The following is a 23845-nucleotide window of genomic DNA, read 5'->3' on the forward strand; positions in this document are numbered from 1 at the left end:
CGAGGGGTTCCTGTCAGGCGGACTCGGAGAACAGCTCGCGCCCGATGAGCATGCGTCGGATCTCCGAGGTGCCGGCGCCGATCTCATAGAGCTTCGCGTCACGCCACAGCCGGGCCGTGGGGTATTCGTTGATGTAGCCGTTGCCCCCGAGGATCTGGATGGCCTGTCCCGCCATCCACGTCGCCTTCTCCGCGGAGTAGAGGATGGCGCCCGCGGCGTCCTTGCGCAGCGTGCGCGCATGGTCCACCCGGTCACACGCCTGCCCCACCGCGTAGACGTACGCGCGGCACGCCGACCACGCCGTGTACATGTCCGCGAGCTTGGCCTGGATGAGCTGGAACTGCCCGATGCTCTCCCCGAACTGCTTGCGCTCGTGCACGTAGGGGAGCACCACGTCGATGCAACTGCCCATGATGCCCAGCGGGCCTCCCGCGAGCACCGCGCGCTCGTAGTCGAGCCCGGACATCAGCACCTTGACGCCCGAGCCCACCTCGCCGAGCACGTTCTCCTCGGGGACCTCGCAGTCGTCGAAGAACACCGGGTAGGTGTTGGAGCCACGCATGCCCAGCTTGTCGAGCTTGGTCCCGAAGCTCAGGCCCTTCGTCCCGCCCTCGACGATGAAGGCGGTGATGCCCCGGGCCCCGGCGGACTCGTCCGTCTTCGCGTAGACGACCAGGACGTCCGCGTTGGCGCCGTTGGTGATCCACATCTTCGAGCCGTTGAGGACATAACGGTCGCCGCGCTTGTCCGCGCGCAGCTTCATGCTCACCACGTCCGAGCCCGCATCCGGCTCGCTCATGGCGAGCGCGCCCACGGACTCGCCGCTGACGAGCTTCGGCAGGTAGCGCTCGCGCTGCGCCGCATTGCCGTTGCGGTAGAGCTGGTTCACGCAGAGGTTCGAGTGCGCGCCATAGGACAACGCGACGGAGGCGGACGCCCGGGAGATCTCCTCCATGGCGACGATGTGCGCCAGGTACCCCAGCCCCGTGCCGCCGTACTCCTCGCTCACCGTCATGCCGAGGACGCCCAGCGTCCCGAGCTTCTTCCAGAGCTCCTCCGGGAAGAGGTTCTCCCGGTCGATGTCGGCGGCGCGGGGCGCGATCTCCCGCACCGCGAACTCCCGCACCGCGGTGCGCAACATCTCGACCGACTCACCGAGCGCGAAGCCCAGTTCCGCAAAGTGCGCCATGGTGTCCTCCCGATGGACCACTGAACCGCCTGGACGAGTCTAGGAACGAGGGGTGCCCTCCGTGCGCCAGGGTGGTTGCAAATCGTGCCAACCGGGCCATGCTCCCCCAGGTGACGTCCAGACCAGGCAGGCAGCCTCCCGCCCCCGCGCCGCGCGCGGAGACCCCCATGGCGTTCGTCCGGGCCATCGTGCTCGCGTACGAGCGCTACGGGGTGGATCCCCATGACGCCCTGCGCAAGGCGCAAATCACCCGCCCCCAGTTGGGGCGCGTCTCCGCGCGCATCAACGCCGGCCAGTTCGAGACGCTCTCCGCCACGGCGATGCAGCAACTGGACGACGAGGCGCTGGGCTGGTTCTCGCGCAGGCTCCCCTGGGGGACGTACGGGATGCTCTGCCGAGCGTCGCTCGGCTCGCCGAGCCTGGGGGTCGCGCTCAAGCGGTGGTGCCGCCACCACCGGCTGCTCACCGAGGACGTCCTGCTGTCGCTCGACGTGGAGGGCGCGACGGCGCGGCTGGTCATCGAGGAGCGGCGCGAGCTGGGCGCCATGCGCGAGTTCTGCCTGCTCAGCAGCCTGCGCTACGTGCACGGCTATGCGTGTTGGCTGGTCAACTCACAGCTGCCTCAGCGGGAGGTCACCTTCCCCTTCCCGGCGCCGGCGCACCAGTCCGTCTACCCCCTGCTCTTCCCGGGGCCGGTGCGATTTTCGGCCACCCGGGCCAGCCTGTGCTTCGACGCGGGCTACCTGGACCTGCCGCCCAAGCGCGACGAGCCGGCGCTGCGGACGATGCTCCAGCGCGCCCTGCCGCTGACGGTGCGCCAGTACCGCAGGGACCGGCTGCTCGTGGAGCGGGTGCGCGCGCACCTGGTGGACACCCGGGGCGCCGGGGCCACGGCGGACGCGGTGGCGTCCGCGCTGCACTTCTCCGTGCGCTCGCTGCACCGGCAGCTCGCCCAGGAGGGGACGTCGCTCCAGCGCATCAAGGACGACGTGCGCCACCGGCGCGCGCGGGAGCTGCTGGGCCGCTCGTCGCTCCCCATCAAGCACGTGGCGCTGGACGTCGGCTACGCCGACGAGAAGATCTTCTCGCGTGCCTTCAAGCACTGGACGGGCGAGTCTCCCGGCGAGTATCGCCAGCGCATCCAGCGCGACGGTGAGTGAGTCCACGGCATGAGCCCCCCACGGGAGATCCGCGCGGACTTCGACCGCGCCTCCGTCGTCATGTACCAGGCCTACCCGGACGCCATCGCGGACGTCGCGGTGGAGCGGCAGCGGTTCGGCCCGCCGTTCTCCGTGGGGCGGATGACCTGGATAAAGCCCAGCTTCCTGTGGCTCATGCACCGCTCGAACTGGGGCCGCAAGAGCGGCCAGGAGCGCATCCTCGCGGTGCGCATCCGGCGCGGGGGCTGGGAGGCGGCGCTCGGCGAGGCCGTCCTCACCCACTTCGACCCCCGTGCCCACAGCACACCCGAGGCGTGGCGCCAGGCCTTCGCGTCCGCCACCGTCCACGTGCAGTGGGACCCCGAGCGCTCGCTGCGCGGCGCCGGCCTGCCCCACGACAGCATCCAGGTGGGCCTGGGCCGCGCCGTCATCCAGCACTTCGTCGACGACTGGACCCTCTCCATCACCGACCTGACCCCGCTCGTCCACAAGCTGCGCAAGCACCTGGAGGAAGGGCGCGCGGACCACGCCGCCCGCCTCCTCCCCAAGGAGGCCCCCTACCCCGTCCCCCCGCACCTCACCCGTGCCCTGGGGATGTGAGAGGCCTTCCACACCACGCCACCGCGCTTCCCGGCCCTCCCGACTTCACGGACCCACGACAGGCTTTGACGCTCTCACTGCCAGCGCGTATGGTGCGCCGCCATCAATATTGATTCGCAGAATCGAAATGACCCCAGGCGCCCGCCTCCGGGTCGCTTCGTGGAGCGCGCCGCGTGCGCGGCGGAGCCGTTCGCTTCGAGCGCCTTGGGCTGGATGAAACCGTGAGCACACCTGACCGTCGTCCGTCGTCGTCCCCCGTCGTCATCCTGGCCGTCGTCGCCCTCCTCGGAGGCGCGGGCGCAGTGACGTGGCTCCTGCGTGGGGACGTCCCGGCCCCGTCCGCGCCCGCGGCGGCGCCCTCCTCGCAGGCGGCCGAGGGGCACCGCGTGACGCACGCGCAGGGCACCACGGTCGTCCCGCGCAACCCCCAGCGGGTCGTCGTCTTCGACCTGGCCGCGCTGGACATCCTCCAGGCGCTGGGGGTGGACGTGCTGGGTGTCGCGGGGGACCAGTTCCCCCTGCACCTGGCGCCCTTCGGTGACGCGAAGTACCGGCGCATGGGGACGCTGTTCGAGCCCGACTACGAGGCCCTCCACGCCGCGCGCCCGGACCTCATCATCACCGGGGGGCGCTCCAGCGCGAAGTACGCCAACCTCTCCCAGCTCGCGCCCACCGTCGACCTGCCCATGGGCGGGGCGAACTACCTCGACACGGTGGTGGCCAACACGGAGCTCCTGGCGGGCATCTTCGGCAAGGAGGAGAAGGCGCGTGAGCTGGTCTCGGCGCTGCGCCAGGCCGTCGCCTCGCTCAAGGAGACGGCGGCGACGCGCGGGAAGGGGCTCGTCGTGCTCGTCACCGGGGGGCGCATCAGCGCCTATGGCCCCGGCTCCCGCTTCGGCATCCTCCACGGTGACTTCGGCGTGCCGGTGGCCGTGGACGGGCTGACCGCCTCGTTGCACGGCGAGGTCATCAGCTCCGAGTTCCTCCGCGAGAAGAACCCCGACTGGCTGTTCGTCATCGACCGGGACGCGGGCATGGGGCAGCAGGGCGGCGCGCAGCAGGTGCTCGGCAACGAGCTGGTGCGCCAGACGACGGCCTGGCAGAAGGGCCAGGTCGTCTATCTCGACCCGATGAATGCCTATCTCATCGGCGGTGGCATCCAGGCCGTGAAGCACCTGCGGGACCAGGTCGCCGCGGCCTACGCCGCCCCGCCCCGCCAGGTCGCTGGGCCGTGAAACGCTTCACCCTCGCGCTCCTCGTGCTCGTCGTCGTGGCCGGGGCCAGCCTGCTCGTCGGCGTCGGGCACCTGTCCTGGAGCGCGCTCGTCTCCCCCACGCCCGACGAGCGGGCCGTCCAGGTGCTGGTCGTCAGCCGCATCCCCCGGCTGCTGGCGGTGCTGCTGGTGGGCACGTCCCTGGGCGTCGCGGGCCTCATCATGCAGATGCTCGCGCGCAACCGCTTCGTGGAGCCGGCCACGGCGGGGACGGCGGAGTCGGCGAGCCTGGGCATGCTGGCCGCGACGGCGCTCGCGCCCCAGCTCCCCGTGCTGGCGAAGATGGGCATCGCCGCGCTCTTCGCGCTGGCGGGCACCGCCCTGTTCCTGCTCATCCTCCAGCGCATCCCCCTGCGCTCGGTGCTCGTCGTGCCGCTGGTGGGCATCGTCCTGGGCGGCATCATCGACTCCGTGACGACCTTCTTCGCCCACCGCATGGAGCTGCTCCAGTCCGTCAACGCCTGGACCACGGGCGACTTCTCCACGGTGTTGCGGGGCCGGTACGAGCTGCTCTGGGTGACGCTGGGCCTCACCTGCCTGGCCTATGTCGCCGCGGACCGCTTCACCGTGGCGGGCATGGGGGAGAGCTTCACCACCAACCTGGGGCTGCGCTACCGGCGCATCGTGGTGCTGGGGCTCGTCATCGTCTCCATGGTGACCGCCATGGTCGTCGTCACCGTGGGGATGATTCCGTTCCTGGGCCTCATCGTCCCCAACGTCGTCAGCCTGGTCATGGGGGACAACGCGCGGCGCTCCATCCCCTGGGTGGCGCTGGGCGGCGCGGGCTTCGTCCTGGTGTGCGACCTGCTGGGGCGCGTGGTGCGCTTCCCCTACGAGATTCCAGGGGCGACCCTCGCGGGCATCCTCGGCAGCCTGCTCTTCCTCCACCTGCTCCTGCGGAGGAACGCCCGTGTCGGCTAGCAGCGTCCCGCTCGCCAGGCCCGAGCGCACCCTGTTCGTCCTGGGCTGCGTGGCGACGGCGTGCGCCCTGGTGTTCCTGCTCGTGGACGTGGGCGGACAGTGGGACTTCGTGCTGCCGTTCCGCGGGCGGAAGCTCGCGACGGCGCTGCTGGTGGGCTACGCCATCGGCGTCTCCACGGTCCTCTTCCAGACGGTGACGGGCAACCGCGTGCTGACGCCCGCCATCATGGGGTTCGACTACCTCTACGTGCTCATCCAGACGTGCCTGCTCTTCTTCCTGGGGTCGGGCACGGTGGCGCGGATGGATCCCCGCCTGCTGTTCGGCGTGGAGGTCGTCGTCATGGTGGCCTTCTCCGGCCTGCTGCACTGGGGCCTGTTCGGCGGGGCGCGACGCAGCCTCCACCTGCTGCTGCTCACGGGCGTGGTGCTGGGTGTGCTCTTCCGGAGCCTGGCGCAGTTCCTCCAGCGCGTCATCGACCCCAACGAGTTCATCTTCCTCCAGGACCGCTTCTTCGCCAGCTTCAACAACCCGGACGCGCACCTGCTGCTCGTCGCCGCCGCCGTGACGCTGGGCGTCTCCCTGGTGGGCCTGCGCGTGCTGGGGGCGTGCGACGTCCTGGTGCTGGGCCGCGAGGCGGCCATCAACCTGGGCGTGGACCACCGGCGGACGGCGGGGCTCATCCTGGTGCTGGTGGCCATCCTGGTCTCCGTCTCCACGGCGCTGGTGGGCCCGGTGACGTTCTTCGGGCTCCTGGTGTCCAACCTGGCCCACATGCTGATGCGCACCTACCGGCACGTGCTGCTGCTCCCCGCCGCCGCGCTCATCGGCGCCGTGGCGCTGGTCGCCGGGCAGGTCGCCCTGGAGCGGCTCTTCGCCTTCGACGCCAGCCCCCGCGTCATCATCGAGTTCGTGGGCGGCCTGGTGTTCATCACGATGCTCATGAGGAAGACGCCGGTATGATCGAGGCGAAGAACGTCACCAAGCGCTACGGCCAGACGGTGGTCGTGGACGACGTCACCCTCCAGCTCCCGGTGGGAGGCATCACCTCCATCATCGGACCGAACGGGGCCGGCAAGTCGACGCTCCTGTCGATGATGAGCCGGGTGCTGCCCATGTCCTCCGGCACGGTGCGGGTGGACGGGCTGGACGTCACCACCACGCCCGGGGACGTGCTCGCGCGCCGGCTGGCCATCCTCCGCCAGGACAACCCCCTCACCGCCCGCCTGACGGTGCGCGAGCTGGTGACGTTCGGCCGCTACCCGCACTCCAAGGGCCGGCCGACGGTGAAGGACCGCGAGCACGTGGAGCAGGCCATCCGCCACATGGGACTGGACGCGCTCGCCGAGCGCTTCCTGGACGAGCTGTCCGGCGGCCAGCGGCAGCGCGCCTTCGTGGCGATGGTGCTCTGCCAGGACACGGACTACGTCCTGTTGGACGAGCCGCTCAACGGCCTGGACCTCAAGCACGCCGTGTCGATGATGAAGCACCTGCGGCACGCGGCGGACGCGCTCCAGAAGAGCGTCGTCGTGGTGCTCCACGACATCAACTTCGCCTCCTGCTACTCCAACCACCTCATCGCCATGCGGGACGGGAAGGTCGCGTTCCAGGGGCGCCCCGCGGACATCATGCGCCCGGAGGTCCTGCGCGCCGTCTACGAGCTCGACATCTCCATCCAGCGCATCGACGGCGACTTCATCGCCACCCACTACCGCTGACGAAGCGCCCGGGCGCGGGAGGCGACAGCGTCCAGCCTCCCGCGCGTCACGTCCGCGTCACGCGGTCAGCTCACGGCAGGGCCGTGGCGACCACGCAGATGTGGGTCGAGGCGGAGCGCACGCCGCCCAGCGGATCCCGGGCCGTCATGGTGACGAGGCAGTTGTTGCAGGGCGCCGCCGGGACGGCGGAGGGCGTGAAGACCGAGGACATGCTGGTGGGCGTGGAGAACGTCCCGGGGCAGCTCGCCGTCCACTGATAGAACACCTCGCCACGGTCCGGGTCGACCACGTTGGCGGACAGATAGGTGCTCTGCCCCATCAGCACGCGCCCCTCGTTGGCGATGACGTTGAGGACGAAGGGCGGGTGATTGAAGGTCACCTGGACGGTGGCGCCCCCGACGGCTACGCCGGGCGGGGCCACCGTGACGGTCAGGCGCACCGCGCTGATGCCGTTCTGCTGATCACGCACCGTCAGCGTGAGGTAGACGGTCGCCACCGGAGAGGACGGCGCCGTCCAGGAGGGGTTCGCGATGGTGGTGCTGCTGAGCTGCCCCGAGCTGGCGTTCCAGGAGTAGGACAGGTGGTCGTTGGGCTCCGGGTCGTGCGCGGTCGCGTTCAACTGGATGACGCCGTTCGGCTCCACCGTCGTGGCCGACAGCGTCACCGAGTCGATGATGGGGACTTCGTTGGTGGGCGTCTGCGGCGTGGACACGTCGTGGAGGGTGACGGCGACCAGCGCCGTCTGGCCCGCGAGGATGGTGACGCCCGAGGCCTGCCCCTCGTACTGGTGCGAGTTGTCGGAGGCGAAGGCGGTGAGCCGGAAGCTGCGCTGGGTGCCGGACGGGATGTCCGCGAGGGTGCCGCCCCAGACGCCGTCCGTCTTCACCAGGTCCTGGGAGATGTCCGCGAAGTCCGCGCCGGAGACGACCACCTGGATGCGCGTCACGGAGGCCTCCGACGCGGCGAACTCCTGGTTCCCGATGACCACCTGGACCGCGCCGGTGGACGGCGACTCCGAACCACAGCCAGCGACGAGCGCCACCAACGAGGCGACGACTGTGAGGGTTTTCAATGCACGCATGGACGGCTCCTCCTCGCGCCCAGGCGGAGATTCGCCTGACATGTCGCGAGGGCCGCGAAGGTGCATCAACGGCAAGACAGACAGAATGGGGAAACATTGACACCGATGCGCTGGCGCCGCTGGGGCCCGCAGGACACCGCCGGCAGATTCTGCGTGCCTGGGTATCGCTCGGGACGACCGCAAATCCTGCGCGCGTGAGACATGAGGAGGTGTGTTTTCAGACACACAGGGAGTGCACCCTCACCCATCCGCGTGATAGAGAGTCAGGCCGAACCATTCACCTGGGAGTCTCTTCATGAACCGGATTGCACGAAACATCCTGGCCGTCGGGCTGCTGCTCGTCTCGTCGTCGGCGCTGGCGTCGGAGCAGTGGGCGGACGGGCGCGCGGTGCTCCACTCCTGTGTCTACGCCAGCTCCTACGAGGCGGAGGTCCGGATGTCGTACCGGAACTTCACGCTGCCGTGGGGCACGTCCGTGTATCTCATCCACGGCTGGGGCGGGATGAGCAACGGCGTGGCCATCGACTGGGACAACACGCAGACGGTCGAAGCGCCGGCTTCCGCGCCGTGGACCTGGACCACCACCGTGCGCAGCACCATCTCCACCCGCAGCGGGACGAAGTGGTACACCCACTTCGACTACGTCTGGAAGGTCGTCCTGCCGGACGGCAACGTGTTCTACGAGAAGGGCAACGGCTCGACGTTCGGCTACTACTCCGCCAACCTCCAGGACATCACCGAGCGGCCCTGCACGTCGGACTCCAGCTTCATCGGCGCGCCGTTCGCGCTGACCATCACCTCCATCGAGAAGTGGTAGGCGTCTGCCAGGCGCGCCGGGCGGGCCCCCAGGTCCGTCCGGCGCCGCGCGCGTCCAGCGTCAGGGAGGACACCCACCCTCGGGCCGGAAGGGCAGCGCGTAGAGCTTGCGGACCCCGCTGTTGTCCGCGGCCGTGAAGAAGACGAAGGAGCCGGCGCGGGTGAAGTCGCTCGGAGAGGACGAGCGGGGACCCGGCGCCGGCTCCGTCAGCGCCACGGTGCCGATGCGCGTCCCGTTGCTCACCCACCCCTCCGTCCCCCGGTTGCCAATGGTGGCGCGGAAGAAGAAGTGGTCCTCGACGGTCGTCAAGCCCTCGGGGGAGGACCCGCCCGCGCCAGGCTCCAGGTCCGCGAACAGGCGGGTGGCCACCGCCGTGCCGTTGCTCTCCCAGAGTTCGCGACCGTGCGTCCCGTTGTCCGCGGAGAAGAAGAGCCGGTTGCCCAGGACGGTGAAGTGGTCGGGGTATGAACCCGCGGCTCCGGGCCGGAGGTCCTCCAGCAGCTTCGTGCCGGCGGGCGTGCCGTCGCTGATCCACAGCTCCATGTCGTCGCTGCCCACGTCGGGCGTGGCGCTGAACAGCAGCTTGCCGCCCACCGCCGCCAGCTCCGACACCTTTCCGAAGTGCCCCAGCTTCACCGGGGGCGCCCCGTTCGTCGTCACCATCAGCATCGTCCGCATGTCGCCGTCATGGGCGCCGGGGATGACGAAGAACAGGCTGGTCCCCACGGGGACCAGCGGCGGGGCGATCCCCATGTGGCTGGGGACGCGGAACAGCTCGAGCGCGCCGGCGCTCCCCATGGAGCGCATCAACACCGTGAAGGTGTCGCGCCAGCGCGCCAGGTAGTAGAGCGCGCCATCCCCTCCCCGCGTGAGCTGGTCCGGAGCGACGCCCTCGATGCCGTCGTCCATCTCCTCGACGAGGTCGGTCCCCGCGGTGGTGCCGTCGCTGAGCCACAGCTCGCGACCGTGCGCCGGCGTCCCCGCCGCGAAGTAGAGCCGGCCGTTGTACTGCATCAGCCCGGCCGGATAGGAGCCGGCATCCCCCGGCCAGATTTCCTCCACCCGGAAGGTGCCCGCGGCGGTGCCATCCGTGGCGAACAGCTCCCGGCCGGAGAGGTGGTCGTGGGCGACGAAGAACACGCGGTCCGCCACCCGCGTGAACTCCGAGGGGTCCGAGCCGGCGTCCCCGGGGAAGAGGTCCTTCACCAGCCGGGTCCCCGCGTCGCGGTTTCCGTTGCTCACCCACAGCTCGCGCCCGCGCGTGCCGTCGTCCGCCGCGAACAGCAGGCCGTTCGGCCCCGCCACCATGGACGCGGCATAGGGGTCGACCTGGGCGGGGACGACGCCCATCGACTCGGCGGTCCTCGAGCAGTACTCCCATGCCCCGTTCACCAGCCCCGACGCCTCCCCCTCGGTGTCACGCGTTCCCGGCGAAGGGGCGCAGCTCGCGAACATCAGCACCATCAGCAGGTAACGGCTCCTGAGCAACATGGGGGACTCCTCCATTCAGCGAAGGGCGGAGACCAAGCCATTCCGCGGCGGCGGACAACGCCCCCCGGGTGGGAACCGTGCGTCTCGAAGCCGTCACCCCCCTCCGACGGGCGAACAGGTCGACCCGCCATGCGCAGTGCCTACGTTGCGGCGCCGCGAGTCGCGGCCTCTCCGGAGCCCCGCATGTCGAACCGCCCCCGCCTCCGCGCACCCTGTGTGCACGCGGCATGGATCCTCGGTCTCCTGCTCCTCGCGCCATCCGTCCAGGCCCAGTCCCCCTCACAGGTCGGACGATGGTCGACGGTGATGACCTGGCCCATCTCCTCCACGCACACCGTGCTCACGCCGGACGGGAAGGTGGTGTTCTATGGTGAGTTCGAGGAGGGCAACTACCCTCCTCGGCGGTGGGACCCGACCACCCAGACACTCACCGACCTGCCCCTGGCCGGCTACAACATCTTCTGCTCGGGCCACGCGTTCCTGTCGAACGGGAAGCTGCTCGTCACCGGAGGCCACATCGCGTCCGACGTGGGCCTGCCCAACGCGAGCCTCTACGACTATCTCTCCAACACCTGGACGCGGCTGCCGGACATGAACGCGCCGCGCTGGTACCCCACCAACACCACGCTCAACAACGGCGACGTGCTCGTCACCTCCGGCGAGATGAACGGCCCGGGTGACATCAACACGATTCCCCAGCGGTTCATCGCGGCCACCAACGCCTGGAAGACGCTCACTGGCGCGCCGATGAACATCCCGTTCTATCCGAAGATGTTCCTCGCCCCGAACGGCAAGGTCTTCTACGCCGGCTCCCTGCGTGGCTCGCTCTGGCTGGACCCGACCGGCGTGGGGGCGTGGACCAACGGCCCCGTGAGCAACTACGGCGGCCGCAGCTACGGCCCGGCCGTCTACCTGGACGGGAAGCTCCTCCTCATCGGCGGGGGAGAGCCGCCCACCCCCACCGTCGAGGTCATCGACCTCAACGCCCCCAACCCCACCTTTTCGTACGTGGCGTCGATGAACATCCGCCGGCGCCAGCACAACGCGGTCATCCTCCCGGATGGCACCGTGCTCGTCCTGGGCGGCAGCAGCGGCCCCTCCTTCAACGACGACACCGCGCCCGTCTACCAGGCAGAGCTCTACAACCCCGTGACGAACACCTGGACCTTGATGTCCGGCAACACCCAGTACCGTGGTTACCACTCCATCGGCTTGCTGCTCCCGGATGGGCGCGTGCTCTCCTCGGGTGGCTACCAGAACCTCACCGCGGAGGTGTTCTCCCCGCCCTACCTCTTCAAGGGAGCCCGCCCCACGGTCACCGCGGCGCCGACCACGGCCCTGCCCGCGAGCACCTTCACCATCACCACGCCCGACGCGAGCACCATCACCCGGGTGTCGCTCATCGGGATCAGCTCCGTGACGCACACCTTCGACCAGGGACAGCGGCTGCTCACCCTGCCCTTCACCCAGGGCGCCGGCGTCCTCACCGTCACCGCACCTCCCAACCGCAACGTGGCGCCGCCGGGCTACTACCAGCTCTTCATCGTGAACAACGCGGGGGTCCCCTCGTACGGCCGCCGCATCCGCATCCCGCCCCCGTGAGCCGCACGCCCGGCATCAGGTGGCCCCGAGCGGATCCCCTGTGGGCGAGGTGCGCGCCCGCAGCCCCGGCCCCAGCTCGAAGATGAGGCCGAACTGGACCAGGCTCACCGGCTGGAGGAAGAGGATGTTGAGGGCGTCCTGGCCGCGCACGTAGCGCGCGAACGCGCCGAAGCCCGCGGCCCATCGCGGCAGGATGGCCGCCTCCACGTTGAGCGTCCACCGCTGACGGGGCGTCTCTCCGAAGGGGCCACCGAGGTTGCCCTCCACGCGGAAGCGGTGCTCGAACCACATGCGCTCCAGCATGAGGCCGAAGCCCAGGTGCCCGTCCCCGTAGACCTCTCGCATCTCCGAGGTGATTCCGCCGAAGGCGAGCGACGAGTTGCGCTCGATGAAGGCGCTGGCGCCGAGCGTCCACGCCGAGCGCCGCGCCATGTCGATGTGGCCGACGACGCGGCCCTGCGCCTCCAGCCGGATGAAGTTGGTGGAGAAGTCCCCGGACGTCTCGTTGAGCGGCAGGCGGCCCGAGACGGTGGCGCAGCCATGCTCGGCCTCCTCCTGGTTCTCGTAGAAGCACCCCGCCTGCCCGTTGGAGTAGTGCCCCACCACGAGGTTGACGAGGCTCAGCGCGAAGCGGCGCGGCTGCCCCGCCTCGTCGAGCGTGGGCTTCCACAAGTGCGCCACCTGGAGCGTCAGCTTCGGCATGAACGACGGCGGGATGACGGGGCTCGACTCCTGCGCCAGCATCCGCAGCCGGATGTTCGGCGTCACCACCGCGCTGATGATGTATTCGCCCAGCGTGGGCGTGGCGTGGCCGATGTGCAGTTGGGGGAGGAAGAGGTTGGGGGCGACCTGCGCCTCGAACACCAGGTGCGAGGGCTCCGCGTCCCCCACCCGCCGGATGCGACTGGGCGAATAGAACACGTACGAGCGGTCCAACCCCACGTTGAACGGTGCATCGAGTTCGAACCGCGACTCCGCGTGGGCGACGCCAGCGCCGCTCAGCACGAGCAGGCACGCGACCAGCACCCATCCGCCCGTCGTCCGCCGGTATCGCCGCCCCTCCCGCTGCTGAAGACGGGCCTCGGATGGGACGACGGGCGGAGCGATGGAGTGGGCGGCGAGGAGCACGGGCGACTTCCCGGGAACGAACCGACGGAATGTCGCCAGATACACCGGCAAGCAGATATTCCGCAATGCGGAATAATCAACCTGGGCGAATCATGGCCGGGACCGGGCACCTGAGAGGCGTGCGGCCGGAGGGCTGCTCGGGCTCGGGGGAGCTGGGAGGGGGTGGCGCGGAGGGACTCGACGTCCTGGACGGAGTCCCGGCGCCGGGCGGGAGGCGTGTCGTCCCCGCCGCCCGGCGAATCCAGCGAAAGCTACGGCAAAGGACGACAGGTCTTCATGTCGCAGTAGTAGCCATCGGGGCACGGCTTGGGCTCGTCCACCAGGCAACGGGGCAGTTGCTGCTCCTGCTCGGACAGGTCGGTCTGGACGGCGTCATCCGCCGCACCGCCACAGCCCACCGCCGCCAGCATCGCCACCAGCCCCAGTCCTCGCAGCATCATGTTGCGCATTGTCGACTCCTTCGGGTGAGGGCCCGGACTCTCGCCCGACACCCGCACCAGCGTCAACATTCTCGCAACACGATTACATCAACACCCAAGAGACCGATTCGAAGACGAACGAGCCGTTGCGAAGACGAACACACGCTGTCGCGGAAACGAACACGCGGCGCCCGCGAAAACCACCCGATGAAACACCGGACGGGTCGTCGTGCGTGTCCAGGTCTCGCACCTGGGCCGCGCCCATCCGGTGGAGACGTCCTCACGGGAGGGAGGAGCGCGAGCGAGCCAGGTCCCGCTTGAGCTCGCGCAGCTCCTCGCGCAGGGCCCGGACCTCGGCGCTCATGGCGCGCAGCTCGCGCGTGCGACGTTCGAGCGCCTGGATGGCGGCCATGTTGACGCCGTCGATGTCGAGCATCCCGATGCTCTTGTCGTCCGTGCCCAGGCCGAAGGCGGCGCGGAAGTCCTGGGCCACCGGGCCCAGGTGCCGCACACCCGCCGCCTCCTCCTTGTAGCGCCAGGTCTCCACGGGCAGGCGCGCGACCTCGTCGAGGAGCCGCTCGCCATCCACCGGCAGAAAGTCCTCCTTCTGGTGGCGGTCCGACGTGCAGGAGAACACGCCCGAGCCCGCGGGCAGGTTGCAGCCCGTGGTCAGGGTGGAGTTGGTCCGCAGTTGGATGCCGCCCGCGGCGCGGACCAGGAACTGGTTGTCCGCGGTGTTGGTGGCCGGGGTGGTGGTGGAGACGTCGCCCCAGATGAACGAGCCCTTCCAACCTCCCGAGGAGACGCGCGTGCCCAGCGCCGTGCAGTAGTCCCCGTCCGCGGCGACCCGGTAGCCCAGCGCCACGGAGCCCTGGCCCGTGGCGGAGGTCGTGTACCCCTGCGCGAGGGAAGCGAAGCCGCTGGCGACGGAGTTGGCTCCGCTCGCGAAGCTGACGGACCCCGAGGCGCTGTTCGTGGCGCCGAAGCAGACCGCCCCCACGCCGGTCGCCTGGCATGCGTCACCGAACGCGAGCGAGGCATAGCCACTGGCCATGGAGCGGCTTCCTCCGGCCCACGAGTCGACACCGATGTGGGCCTCGTCCCACTCGGTGTCCGCGACGCCGGCACGGAAGGCGCCCTGCTTCGGGAACCACATCATCCGCACGCCCGCCCCCGTCATCGGAATCTTGCCGAACCCCGCCTCACCCCGGGCCAGCAGCCCGCCCGCGGCGTCGACGGAGAACAGGGGCAGCGAGTCCCACACAGGCGAGGCCGCGCTCGTGTTCGTCACGCGCAGCAGCGGCCCCGGCGTCGCGACCGCGGACGTCGCGTCGACGAACAGGCCGGCCTTCGACGTGGCCGCCCCCGTCACGGACAGGGTGGCCTCCTGCGTCTGCGTCCCGTTGTGGATGTAGCTGGGGCTCCCGGGCAGCGGGGACCGGGCATCGCTCAGCCGGGCATCGCTCCCCTCCACGACGGTCCCCGGCCCCGCGCCGTACGCGACACTCACCACGTTGTCGTCATCGAGCCGGAGCCCCGAGCCGACCTCCCACTTCGGCTCCGAGGACTTCTCCTCCCCACAACCGACCATTCCCACGGACAGACATCCCAGTGTGACGAACAGTGGTCTCACCCGCATGTGGCCTCCTGGACCAGACAAGTCCTCCCGTGAACGGAGCCGGCGGGAAGTCTTCGCCGACCCGCTCGATTCTTCTCCGGTGGAGGCTGGGACCGGGGAGGTCGCCCGCTGGGACTCAGCGGCCCGCGGCGCGGGCGGGTGAGCGACAGGTCCCCAACGAGTACGGACGGCTGCGCGCGCACCACTCCGGTTTGCCGGACGCGGCCCAGGAGAGGACGAGGTCCGAGGCATCCCCGCCCTCGATGCGTCCCCCCGGCCAGTCCTCCACGAGTTGGAGTCCCTGCCGCGCATCCCAGTGGTACAGGCCGATGGGCGCCTCCGGTGGGTTCTCGTCCAACACGAGGGCGAGCGTCCGCGCTGGCCCGCACAGCACACGCGGCACCCTGCGCAGTCCCCGGTAGATGGTGTCGCGGTGGGTCTCCCCTCCGGGCTCGAACCCGACGTGCTCGAGGGTGGTGCCCTGAGGGCCGCCGTTCGCGCCGAAGGAGGTGAGCGGCGAGTTCACGACCACCGCCGCGTCGCCGCACCAGGTCTCCACGGAGGACAGCACGGGCAGTCGCGTGAGGACGGTGCCGGTGCGCGACTCCAGCACCAGAGCCCCTCCGTTGGAGAGGATGACCACGAGCCGCTCGGCGTGGGGACTGGCGGAGACCGAGTTGACCCGCTCGAGGCGGGTCGTCCCCGCGGTGAGGACGGAGTCGATTCGACAGGAGGTGTTCTCCCAGTCGAGCCACTTGCAGGAGCGCACGGAAGTGAGGGTCGCGTCGCCGAAGGACTCGGTGCGCGGGGGTTCGGTGCGTCGACACGAGGCTGTCGCGGCCAGCAGGAGCCACGCGAGGACGAGACGGCGCATGAACAGGCCTCTTCGAGGAGGAAGGGTGCGGACGGCGTGGATGACTCTAGCAGTCCGCGTCGACGCCCCGCGCGGCGCGCTCCGCCATGACGCGCCCGAGCTACGGCGCCTCGGGGGGACGCGGCCTCCCCTGCGCATCCCGGGACGGCGTGGTCACCCGTGAGAAGAAGCGGTCCAGGGCCTCGGGACTGAAGGGGATGGGCTCCGGCCAGTAGTACGCGTCGTCCCCGTCGATGGGCGGCTCGTCCGGTACGGGAAGACATGACCTCGGATTTCCGACCCGGAGCACGCCGTCGATGCGGTGAACACACCACCGCTCCTTCCCGAGGTGCAGACGTCCGTCGACGTAGGTCCACGTTCCGCGCTCGGCGCCTCGCAGATAGGTCCCATCTCCGAGCAACGACACGGTGCCGAGGGTGGGCGACAGCCAGTCTCCTACCAGGTCTCCGACCGGAGGGCCGGGGCGCGGGTCGACGTATGGGTAGCGCAGCCGACGCATCTCCCACCACGCGCCCACGGTGAGGCAGATTGCCATGCCCAACGCGACGAGCGCCGTGACGAGTCGGCGCGGCTTCCCGCGGGTTCCGAGCCCGATTGTCACCAGCGACAGCAACAGCAAGAGCGGCGTGAAGAGACAGGACCAGGAGCAGTAGAACATGGACATCCGCGATTGCATCCGACGTGCCTCGGCGGGCTCGTGACTCCCGACCTGCCGTCCCACGGCAGGGAGGAGGCCGTGCCTCTCCCGACTGCGCGGCGAAAACGCCCCCTGCTCCGCAACTCTCGGCCGGGACGGGTGTTCGCCCTACAGAATCGGAGTGTTCCCTCATGTCCCGCACCGTCCTCGTCTGCCTCCTGGGTGTCCTCCTCTCCACCGCGTGCGCCTCGTCGTCGGAGCCCGACCCCGAGGCGCCTCCCGACTCCGGAGCCGAGTCCGACGCGGGGCTCCCCGACTCCGGGGAGACCGATGCGTCGACCCCGGACGCCGGGGACACACCGGACGCCGGGGCCAGCGACGCCGGCAGCGAGCCCGATGGCGGCGCCAACGAGAGTCTGTGCGCCGCCGCGCCGTTCCCCACGCCCTGCGAGGAGCCCGTTCCCGGCACGCTCGTCCAGGCCGTCAGCGACTGGGGCACACCGGGGCCCTACGCGGTCATCGAGGAGAAGGTGGCGAACCCGCACCCCGTGGCCCGGGGGCAGGTCATCACCTACCGGCCCGGCGGTCTGGAGGGAGTCCCCGTCCTCTTCTTCTCGCACGCCTTCGGCGCGACCGACGCGGACCTGTACGTCGAGCTGTTCCGCATGCTGGCGAGCCAGGGGCACGCCGTCGTGTTCGTGCCCTATCCCCTCACGCCCGACGTCACCGCGCCGAACGAGGCGCGCTACGACTGCCTGTGGCAGGGCTTCCTCGCGGCCGTCGCGCAGCAGCAGGGCCGCTTCGACCTCACGCGGGTGGGCTTCTTCGGTCACAGCTACGGCGGCGGTGCCACGCCGGAGATGGCGCGCCGGGGCTTCGTCGAGCGCGGCTGGGGTTCACGCGGGCGCTTCTTCTTCTCGCTGGCCCCCTGGTACTCGTGGGGCCACGACTACGAGTCGCTCCCCCAGGACGTGCGCGCCGTCATCCAGGTGTATGCCGACGACGACGTGAACGACCACCGGACCGCCGTGGAGGACATCTGGAACCACCTGCCCTCGGGCATGGAGCGCGCGTGGCTCACGGTGGTGAGTGATGCCTGCGGCTGCGGCCTCAACGCCACACACACCGTACCGATGACGCGCGTGGGCCTCAGCGGCAACCCGCAGAACGTGCTCAACAGCCACGACCGGCAGGCGGTGTGGCGTCCCCTGCACGCGCTCGCGACCTACGCCTTCACGGGCTCCACCGCGGCACGCGATGTCGCCTTCGGCACGGACGCGCGGCTGGGGAACTGGAACGGATGTGGGGGCCGCGCCGTGCGCCCACTGAGGGCGAGCCGCTCGGCCCCCCTCTCCACGCCCTGCCACACCTACAAGTATTCGCAGGCGGCGCGGTGCCAGTACGCGGACCCTGGCACCGCGTGTCCGTGAGGCCTCCGGGGCCACGCGGGCAGGTCGGCTCCTCGGCGGGGCAACGGCCCTCGGAGGCCTTGGGCTGGGTCTCCGGACACGCGGCGATGCGCGCGAAGGTGCCTGCCCTCCCGCACCCCGAGGACGCGCCGCTCCTCGCGCAGTCCGCTCCCTCGCCAGGAGGAGGAACACGGAGCCCTCCCCCACCGACGCGCGCGCCCCACGCCATGGAGTGCCGGGTTATCCTGGCGCGAAATGGAAGTTCGATTGTCGCGAGGCCTGCTGGCCTGCATCCTCCTGCTGGGCGTCTCCCGCCCGGCGTCGGCCACCCCTCGCGCGACGACCCTCCACGACTTCCACCACACCGCCTGGACCCAGAAGGACGGCGCGCCCGCGGGCATCTGGGCCATGGCGCAGACGCTCGATGGCTGGCTCTGGCTGGGCACCGCGTCCGGGCTGTACCGCTTCGACGGCGTCTCCTTCGAGCGCCACGACCTGCTGCCTCCGGACAGCCTCGCGTCGCGCTCCATCAGCGTCCTCCTCGCCTCCAGTTCGGGGGACCTGTGGGTGTCCTATTCGTTCGGGGGCACCAGCGTCCGCCGCGCCACGGGAGCGGTCGAGCACCAGCTCCCGGGAGGCCTGCCCCTGGGCGCTCCCGTCCAGGACTTCACCGAGGACGGCGCCGGCCGCATCTGGGCCTCCACGCCCCAGGGCCTCTACTTCCACGAGCAGGGCGCGTGGCATGAAGCCGCCCCCCGGTGGGGCATTCCCCCGGGGCCCTGGAACGACCTCACCCGCGACGGCGAGGGCCGGCTCTGGCTGGTCGGCGAGGCCGGGACCTTCCTGCTGGAAAGGGACGCGCGGGGATTCGCGCGCGTCGAGCCCGGCCTCGAGCCAGACGCGACGATGTGGCTGGCCCAGGACGGGCGCCTCTGGATCACCTCGAGCCGAGGCCCCATGCGCCCGCTCGTCCACCCGCTCCAACCCGAGCCGCCTCGAAGCCCGCGCCTCGGGTCGGACCGGGGCTGGGCGTCGAACACCCAGGTCCTCGACCAGCGCGGCAACGCCTGGCGCGTCGGGTGTGCCACGGGCGGCGTCTGTCGCCTCCCCCTTCCTCCGGATGCCCGCCCCGCCCTGGCCCCCCAGGACGGCACGGACCGCTTCACCGCGCGGGACGGACTCTCCACCGACTCGGCGATGTCGCTGCTCGAGGACCGCGAGGGCAACGTCTGGGTCGGAACCCAACTGGGGCTCGACCGGTTCCGCGCCAACGACGTGACGACGGTGCACTTCGACGAGGCCGTCAGCTACTTCGCGCTGGTCTCCGACGCCTCGGGCGCGGTGTGGAGCGGCTCCGCGACCCAGATGCCGGGGGTCGACCACTGGTGGCGGATGGACGCGTCGTCGCCCCAGGAGGTCCCCGGCCTCGAGGAGGACATCACCGCGACGTTCCTCGACCGGGACGGCGCCCTCCTCCTCGCGGGCTCCCAGGGTTTCTGGCGCTTCACCGAGGGCCGCTTCGAGAAGCAGCCCCGCCCACCGGAGGAGGAGAACCAGCGTGTGCAGGCCATCGTCCGGGACCGCGCCGGACGGCTGTGGATGTCCTTCCGCGCCTCCACCGTCTACCGCCTCGACGGGGAGACGTGGGTGCGCAAGGGTCACCTCGCGGCGCTGCCGGACCTGCCGCCCGCGCGCGCGGTGAACGACGACCAGGGGCGCCTGTGGTTCGGCTACACCTCCAACCAGGTCGCCATCCTGGAGGGAGACCACGTCCGCCTCTTCTCCGAACCGGAGGGGCTCCGCACCGGCACGGTGACCGCCATCCTGCCAGGGAAGACCCCCCTGGTCGGTGGCGCGCTCGGGCTCGCCGCCTTCGATGGCGAGCGCTTCCGCCCGCTCACCGCCTCGCGCCCGGAGGTCCTGCGCGGCATCACCGGCCTCGTGCGCACACGGGACGGCACGCTCTGGCTGCATGGACACGCGGGCGGGGTGCGCATCGACACGCGGAGCCTGGAGCGCGCGCTCGTCGAGCCCGGCTACGCGATGCCGTTCGAGCTCTTCGACATGAACGACGGCATGCCCGGGGGCGCGCAGCAGGTCCGCCCCATGCCCTCGCTGGTGGAGGGCGGCGACGGGCGGCTGTGGTTCGCCTCCACCAACGGCCTGGGCGTCATCGACCCGGCGACCCTCCACCGCAACCCCGTGGCGCCGCCCGTGGAGCTCCGCGCCCTCATCGCCGGCGAGCAGGTCCATCCTCCCACCGGCACGGTCCAGCTCCCGCCGCGCACGCGCGACCTGCGCATCACCTACAGCGCGCTGGCCCTGGGGATGCCGGAGCGCGTCTCCTTCCGCTACCGGCTCCTGGGACTGGACGACGGCTGGCAGGACCCTGGGGCGCGGCGCGAGGCCATCTACACGAACCTGGGGCCGGGGACGTACCGCTTCGAGGTCATCGCCGCCAACGAGGACGGCGTCTGGAACATGGAGGGCGCCTCCCTCTCGTTCGAGATCGCTCCGACCTTCGTGCAGTCGCGCGGGTTCGTGGTGCTCTGTGGGGTCGTGGCGCTGCTGGCGCTGTGGTGCCTCTACGTCTTGAGGATGTGGCAGGTGACCCGGCGGCTGCGCATGCGCCTGGAGGAGCGCCACGGCGAGCGCGAGCGCATCGCCCGCGAGCTGCACGACACGCTGCTCCAAGACATCCAGGCGCTGGTGCTCCATGTCCACCTGGCCATGTCGCGGCTGTCCGCCGGCTCGGTCCGCGACGACCTCCAACGGGCGCTGGACCGCGCCGACGACACGCTCGCGCAAGGCAGGGACCGCGTCGCCACGCTGCGCGCCGCCAACGACAGCCAGTTGGACCTCCCGCTCGCGCTCCAGACGCTGGGCATGGAGCTGAGCGAGAACGGCGGGCCGGACTTCCGCTTCGGCCTCCAGGGGGCGGTGGGCGCGGTGGATCCGCTGGTCGCCGACGAGCTCTATCACCTGGGCCGCGAGGCCCTGTCCAATGCCTATGCCCACTCGCGTGCCCGCCTGGTGGAGGTGAACCTGGTCTTCGGCGACAGGTCCCTGCTGCTGGAGGTGCGTGACGACGGCCAGGGCATCGACGCGGAGGTGCTGCACAAGGGCGGCCGCGCGGGACACTGGGGCCTGCGAGGCATGCGCGAGCGCGCGCAGAAGCTGGAGGGCCACTTCGACCTCCGGAGCGACCCGGGACAGGGCACCGTCATCACCGTCACGGTGAGCGCCCGCCGCGCCTACCTGCGCAACGCCCGCGGCTGGAGGCGCCTCTTCCAGCGGCCGGGGCCAGGTCGACAAGGCGGAGGCCCCCACGTAGCGTGAGGCTTCACGACGGACGCCCGCCTCGCGCGCGTCCGGGTCCAGGAGCCAAACGATGCGCGGACGTCGGCGGGGTCTTCTGTGCATGGGGGTGGTGATGACGCTCGGGATGACGTCCTCGGTCCACGCGCAGACACCCGCGTCCGCCCTGGTGGGGCCGGTGCTCGTCAACGCCGAGGCCCGCGCGGGGCTGGACCTGTCGGGCCCGTGGCACTGGTCCGTGGACCCGTACCGAGACGGACTGGCGGGTTTCCACGGCGCCGAGGCCGGCCCCGGCCACCGCCGCTACGACGAGGTCGACGTGGACGCGGTGACGCGGGAACACCCCACGGCGCTCTACGAATACGACATGCGCCGCTCCCCCGTGGTGCACCTGCCCTCGTCGTGGCTGACGCACGACGCGACGATGCGCTACTACGACGGGCTCGTCTGGTACCAGCGCACCTTCACCTTCCGGAAGGCGCCGGGCCAGCGCGCCTTCCTGCGCTTCGGCGCGGCCGACTACCTGACGCGGGTGTACCTCAACGGCAAGCCCCTGGGGCAACACGAGGGAGGCTTCACACCGTTCGCCTTCGAGGTGACCGAGCACCTGCGCGACGGAGAGAACCAGGTCACCGTGGGCGTCGACTCCACGCGCTCCGCGGACTCCGTGCCCCCCACCGTCACGGACTGGGAGACGTACGGCGGCATCACCCGACCGGTGAGGCTGGTGTCGACGCCCGCGACCTACGTCGACGACGCCTGGGTCCGGCTCGGCGCCAACCAACGCCTCCTCGCCACGGTGAGGCTGCGCGGCCCGGGCGCCGGAGGATGCCCGGTGCGCGTGCGCATCCCCGCCCTCGGCCTGACGCTGGCGGGAGAGACGGCGGCGGACGGGAGCTGGACGGGCGCGGTGCCGGAGCCGCGGGCGCTGAAGCGCTGGAGCCCCGAAGCCCCCACGCTCTACGACGTGGTGGTGGCGGCGGGAGACGACACGCTCGTGGACCGGGTCGGCTTCCGGACCCTGGCCGTGAAGGGGCACGACATCCTGCTCAATGGCAAGCCCCTCTTCCTGCGCGGCATCAGCCTCCACGAGGAGGAGCCCGGCCGCCAGCCCACGCGCGCGATGACGCCCGCCGCGGCGCGGGCCCTGCTGGGCGAGGTGAAGTCCGGGCTGAACGGGAACTTCGTGCGGCTGGCCCACTACCCGCACTCGGAGGTGATGACGCGCATGGCGGACGAGCTGGGCCTGCTCGTGTGGAGCGAGATTCCCGTCTACTGGCGCGTCAACTTCGCCCGGGCGGAGACGCTGACGACGGCGCGGCGGATGTTGGCGGAGAACCTCCTGCGCGACCGCAACCGTGCCTCCATCGCCTTCTGGAGCGTGGCCAACGAGACGCCCCCGGGCGAGGCGCGGGATGCCTTCCTCGCCCAGCTCGCGCGGGACGTGCGTGAGCTGGACGACACGCGCCTGGTCACCGCCGCGCTGCTCATCGACCGCGTCCAGGAGCAGGGCCGCCCGGTGATGGTGGTGAAGGACCCGCTGGTGCGCCACCTCGACGTGGCGGCGGTGAACACCTACAACGGCTGGTACTCCGACGACGCCCTGTCGTCGCTGCCGGACATCGGCTGGCGCAACGACACGGGCAAGCCGCTCATCTTCTCCGAGTTCGGCGCGGATGCCCTCGCGGGCTTCCACGAGCCGGAGCGCATGCGGAAGTTCTCCGAGGAGTACCAGGCCGAGTACCACCGCCAGACGTTGGCGATGAGCGAACGCATCCCGTCCCTCCGAGGGCTGTCGCCCTGGGTGCTCAAGGACTTCCGCTCCCCACGGCGCCAGCACCCCGTCTACCAGCAGGGCTGGAACCGCAAGGGCCTCATCTCCGAGACAGGGCAACGCAAGCAGGCGTTCGAGGTGCTCGCCGAGCACTACCGGAAGCTCGCGGCCCAAGGGCGCTGAGGCGGGCGGGACGACCGCGGCGGAGCCCTCGACGGGCGCCCCACCGCGCATCACGACGCCGTCACAGGCAGACGCACTGGCCTCTCACGACGATGTAGGCGCCCCCACAGGAGCCCCCTCAGTCGGGCACCACCGACGCGTCGGTCGGCGCGGAGGGGCCCCTGCGGCGCGCACGCCAGCCCCGAACGACACGGCGCCCCCCAGCACTCCGGCAAGGATGACTTGCTTCGTGTTCGACGCCCAGGCAGACATGCCGCGCATCGGCATGACGGGCGGATGGCCGGCGCCCATCACCGACCTCCCCCCTCCACGGGGGCAACCCGACGACCTCACGGGAGCGCGACACGCTGAAACAGCTCGGCGCCCCCGAGGCGGTGGGCATGCGCTTCCGGATGCCCCACTTCGGGCATGTGTTCTCGAGCAACGCGTACGCCGCGGGCTACTCCACCTATCTCTGGGCGGACGTGCTCGCCGCGGACGCCTTCGAGGCCTTCCGCGGGGCCCGGCGGCTGAATGACCCCACCGTGGCGGCGCGGCTGCGCGCGCACGTGCTCTCCGTGGGCAACACCGTGGACCCGTTCGAGGGCTACCGCGGGTTCCGGGGCCGGGAGGCGACCCCCGGCGCGCTGATGCGC

19 protein-coding genes and 1 pseudogene are annotated in these 23845 nt (G+C 70.8%); 12 read left to right on the forward strand and 8 right to left on the reverse strand.

The annotated features are described in order from the left end of the window. Positions 1-13 precede the first annotated feature (13 nt). Complete coding sequence (locus tag LZ198_RS07975) at positions 14-1189, reverse strand: isovaleryl-CoA dehydrogenase (RefSeq protein WP_253971284.1); 1176 nt, start codon at positions 1187-1189, stop codon at positions 14-16. Between the two features lie 167 nt (positions 1190-1356). Between LZ198_RS07975 and LZ198_RS07980 the strand changes: the two genes are divergently transcribed. From LZ198_RS07980 to LZ198_RS08005, 6 genes are all read left to right on the forward strand, one after another. Next, complete coding sequence (locus LZ198_RS07980) at positions 1357-2349, forward strand: AraC family transcriptional regulator (RefSeq protein WP_253971285.1); 993 nt, start codon at positions 1357-1359, stop codon at positions 2347-2349. Between the two features lie 9 nt (positions 2350-2358). Next, positions 2359-2949 (forward strand): DUF4291 domain-containing protein, encoded by a 591-nt coding sequence (locus LZ198_RS07985; protein ID WP_253971286.1) that lies wholly within the window; start codon positions 2359-2361, stop codon positions 2947-2949. A 221-nt stretch (positions 2950-3170) separates the two neighbouring features. Next, positions 3171-4184, forward strand: a complete 1014-nt coding sequence (locus LZ198_RS07990; protein WP_253971287.1) for a siderophore ABC transporter substrate-binding protein — start codon at positions 3171-3173, stop codon at positions 4182-4184. Continuing rightward, the gene (locus LZ198_RS07995; protein WP_253971288.1) at positions 4181-5143 is read left to right on the forward strand and encodes an ABC transporter permease; all 963 of its coding nucleotides are present in this window, start codon (positions 4181-4183) and stop codon (positions 5141-5143) included. Before LZ198_RS07990 ends, LZ198_RS07995 begins: the two co-directional genes overlap by 4 nt. Further along, the gene (locus LZ198_RS08000) at positions 5133-6104 is read left to right on the forward strand and encodes an iron chelate uptake ABC transporter family permease subunit (protein WP_253971289.1); all 972 of its coding nucleotides are present in this window, start codon (positions 5133-5135) and stop codon (positions 6102-6104) included. The genes LZ198_RS07995 and LZ198_RS08000 overlap by 11 nt, the downstream gene beginning before the upstream one ends. Further along, the gene (locus LZ198_RS08005) at positions 6101-6859 is read left to right on the forward strand and encodes an iron ABC transporter ATP-binding protein (protein WP_253971290.1); all 759 of its coding nucleotides are present in this window, start codon (positions 6101-6103) and stop codon (positions 6857-6859) included. The genes LZ198_RS08000 and LZ198_RS08005 overlap by 4 nt, the downstream gene beginning before the upstream one ends. 70 nt (positions 6860-6929) lie before the next feature. On the opposite strand, the gene LZ198_RS08010 is transcribed toward LZ198_RS08005, so the two are convergent. Then, complete coding sequence (locus LZ198_RS08010) at positions 6930-7940, reverse strand: PKD domain-containing protein (protein WP_253971291.1); 1011 nt, start codon at positions 7938-7940, stop codon at positions 6930-6932. A 295-nt stretch (positions 7941-8235) separates the two neighbouring features. Between LZ198_RS08010 and LZ198_RS08015 the strand changes: the two genes are divergently transcribed. Continuing rightward, positions 8236-8757, forward strand: a complete 522-nt coding sequence (locus tag LZ198_RS08015; protein WP_253971292.1) for a hypothetical protein — start codon at positions 8236-8238, stop codon at positions 8755-8757. 60 nt (positions 8758-8817) lie between these two features. Here the strand turns inward: LZ198_RS08015 and LZ198_RS08020 are convergent, their stop codons facing one another. After that, positions 8818-10248, reverse strand: a complete 1431-nt coding sequence (locus LZ198_RS08020) for an ELWxxDGT repeat protein (protein WP_253971293.1) — start codon at positions 10246-10248, stop codon at positions 8818-8820. 306 nt (positions 10249-10554) lie between these two features. Between LZ198_RS08020 and LZ198_RS08025 the strand changes: the two genes are divergently transcribed. Further along, positions 10555-11850, forward strand: a complete 1296-nt coding sequence (locus LZ198_RS08025) for a galactose oxidase-like domain-containing protein (protein ID WP_253971294.1) — start codon at positions 10555-10557, stop codon at positions 11848-11850. 15 nt (positions 11851-11865) lie between these two features. On the opposite strand, the gene LZ198_RS08030 is transcribed toward LZ198_RS08025, so the two are convergent. The 5 genes from LZ198_RS08030 to LZ198_RS08050 form a co-directional block, all read right to left on the reverse strand. Next, positions 11866-12978: a hypothetical protein gene (locus tag LZ198_RS08030; RefSeq protein ID WP_253971295.1), complete on the reverse strand. Its 1113-nt coding sequence runs from the start codon at positions 12976-12978 to the stop codon at positions 11866-11868. Between the two features lie 251 nt (positions 12979-13229). After that, a complete protein-coding gene (locus LZ198_RS08035) occupies positions 13230-13427 on the reverse strand; it encodes a hypothetical protein (protein ID WP_253971296.1) in 198 nt (65 codons plus the stop codon). Positions 13428-13677: 250 nt separating this feature from the next. Next, positions 13678-15036: a tail fiber domain-containing protein gene (locus LZ198_RS08040; protein WP_253971297.1), complete on the reverse strand. Its 1359-nt coding sequence runs from the start codon at positions 15034-15036 to the stop codon at positions 13678-13680. A gap of 115 nt (positions 15037-15151) precedes the next feature. Beyond that, entirely contained in the window at positions 15152-15889 is a 738-nt protein-coding gene (locus LZ198_RS08045) for a hypothetical protein (RefSeq protein WP_253971298.1), read from the reverse strand. Between the two features lie 100 nt (positions 15890-15989). Then, positions 15990-16553 carry a hypothetical protein gene (locus LZ198_RS08050; RefSeq protein ID WP_253971299.1) on the reverse strand — a complete coding sequence of 188 codons (564 nt, stop codon included), beginning with the start codon at positions 16551-16553 and terminating at the stop codon, positions 15990-15992. A gap of 164 nt (positions 16554-16717) precedes the next feature. Here LZ198_RS08050 and LZ198_RS08055 point away from each other — a divergent pair, with 164 nt between their 5' ends. The 4 genes and pseudogenes from LZ198_RS08055 to LZ198_RS43170 all read left to right on the forward strand — a co-directional run. Continuing rightward, positions 16718-17956, forward strand: coding sequence for an alpha/beta hydrolase (locus LZ198_RS08055; RefSeq protein ID WP_253971300.1), 1239 nt, complete (start codon positions 16718-16720; stop codon positions 17954-17956). 246 nt (positions 17957-18202) lie between these two features. Continuing rightward, on the forward strand, positions 18203-21274 hold the full coding sequence (locus LZ198_RS08060) for a sensor histidine kinase (RefSeq protein WP_253971301.1): 3072 nt from the start codon (positions 18203-18205) through the stop codon (positions 21272-21274). A gap of 52 nt (positions 21275-21326) precedes the next feature. Then, positions 21327-23210, forward strand: a complete 1884-nt coding sequence (locus tag LZ198_RS08065) for a glycoside hydrolase family 2 protein (RefSeq protein WP_253971302.1) — start codon at positions 21327-21329, stop codon at positions 23208-23210. Between the two features lie 392 nt (positions 23211-23602). Then, a pseudogene (locus LZ198_RS43170) lies at positions 23603-23842 on the forward strand (M3 family metallopeptidase); the annotation flags it as partial. Positions 23843-23845 lie beyond the last annotated feature (3 nt).

This window comes from Myxococcus dinghuensis, assembly GCF_024198235.1.
Classification (GTDB): domain Bacteria; phylum Myxococcota; class Myxococcia; order Myxococcales; family Myxococcaceae; genus Myxococcus; species Myxococcus dinghuensis.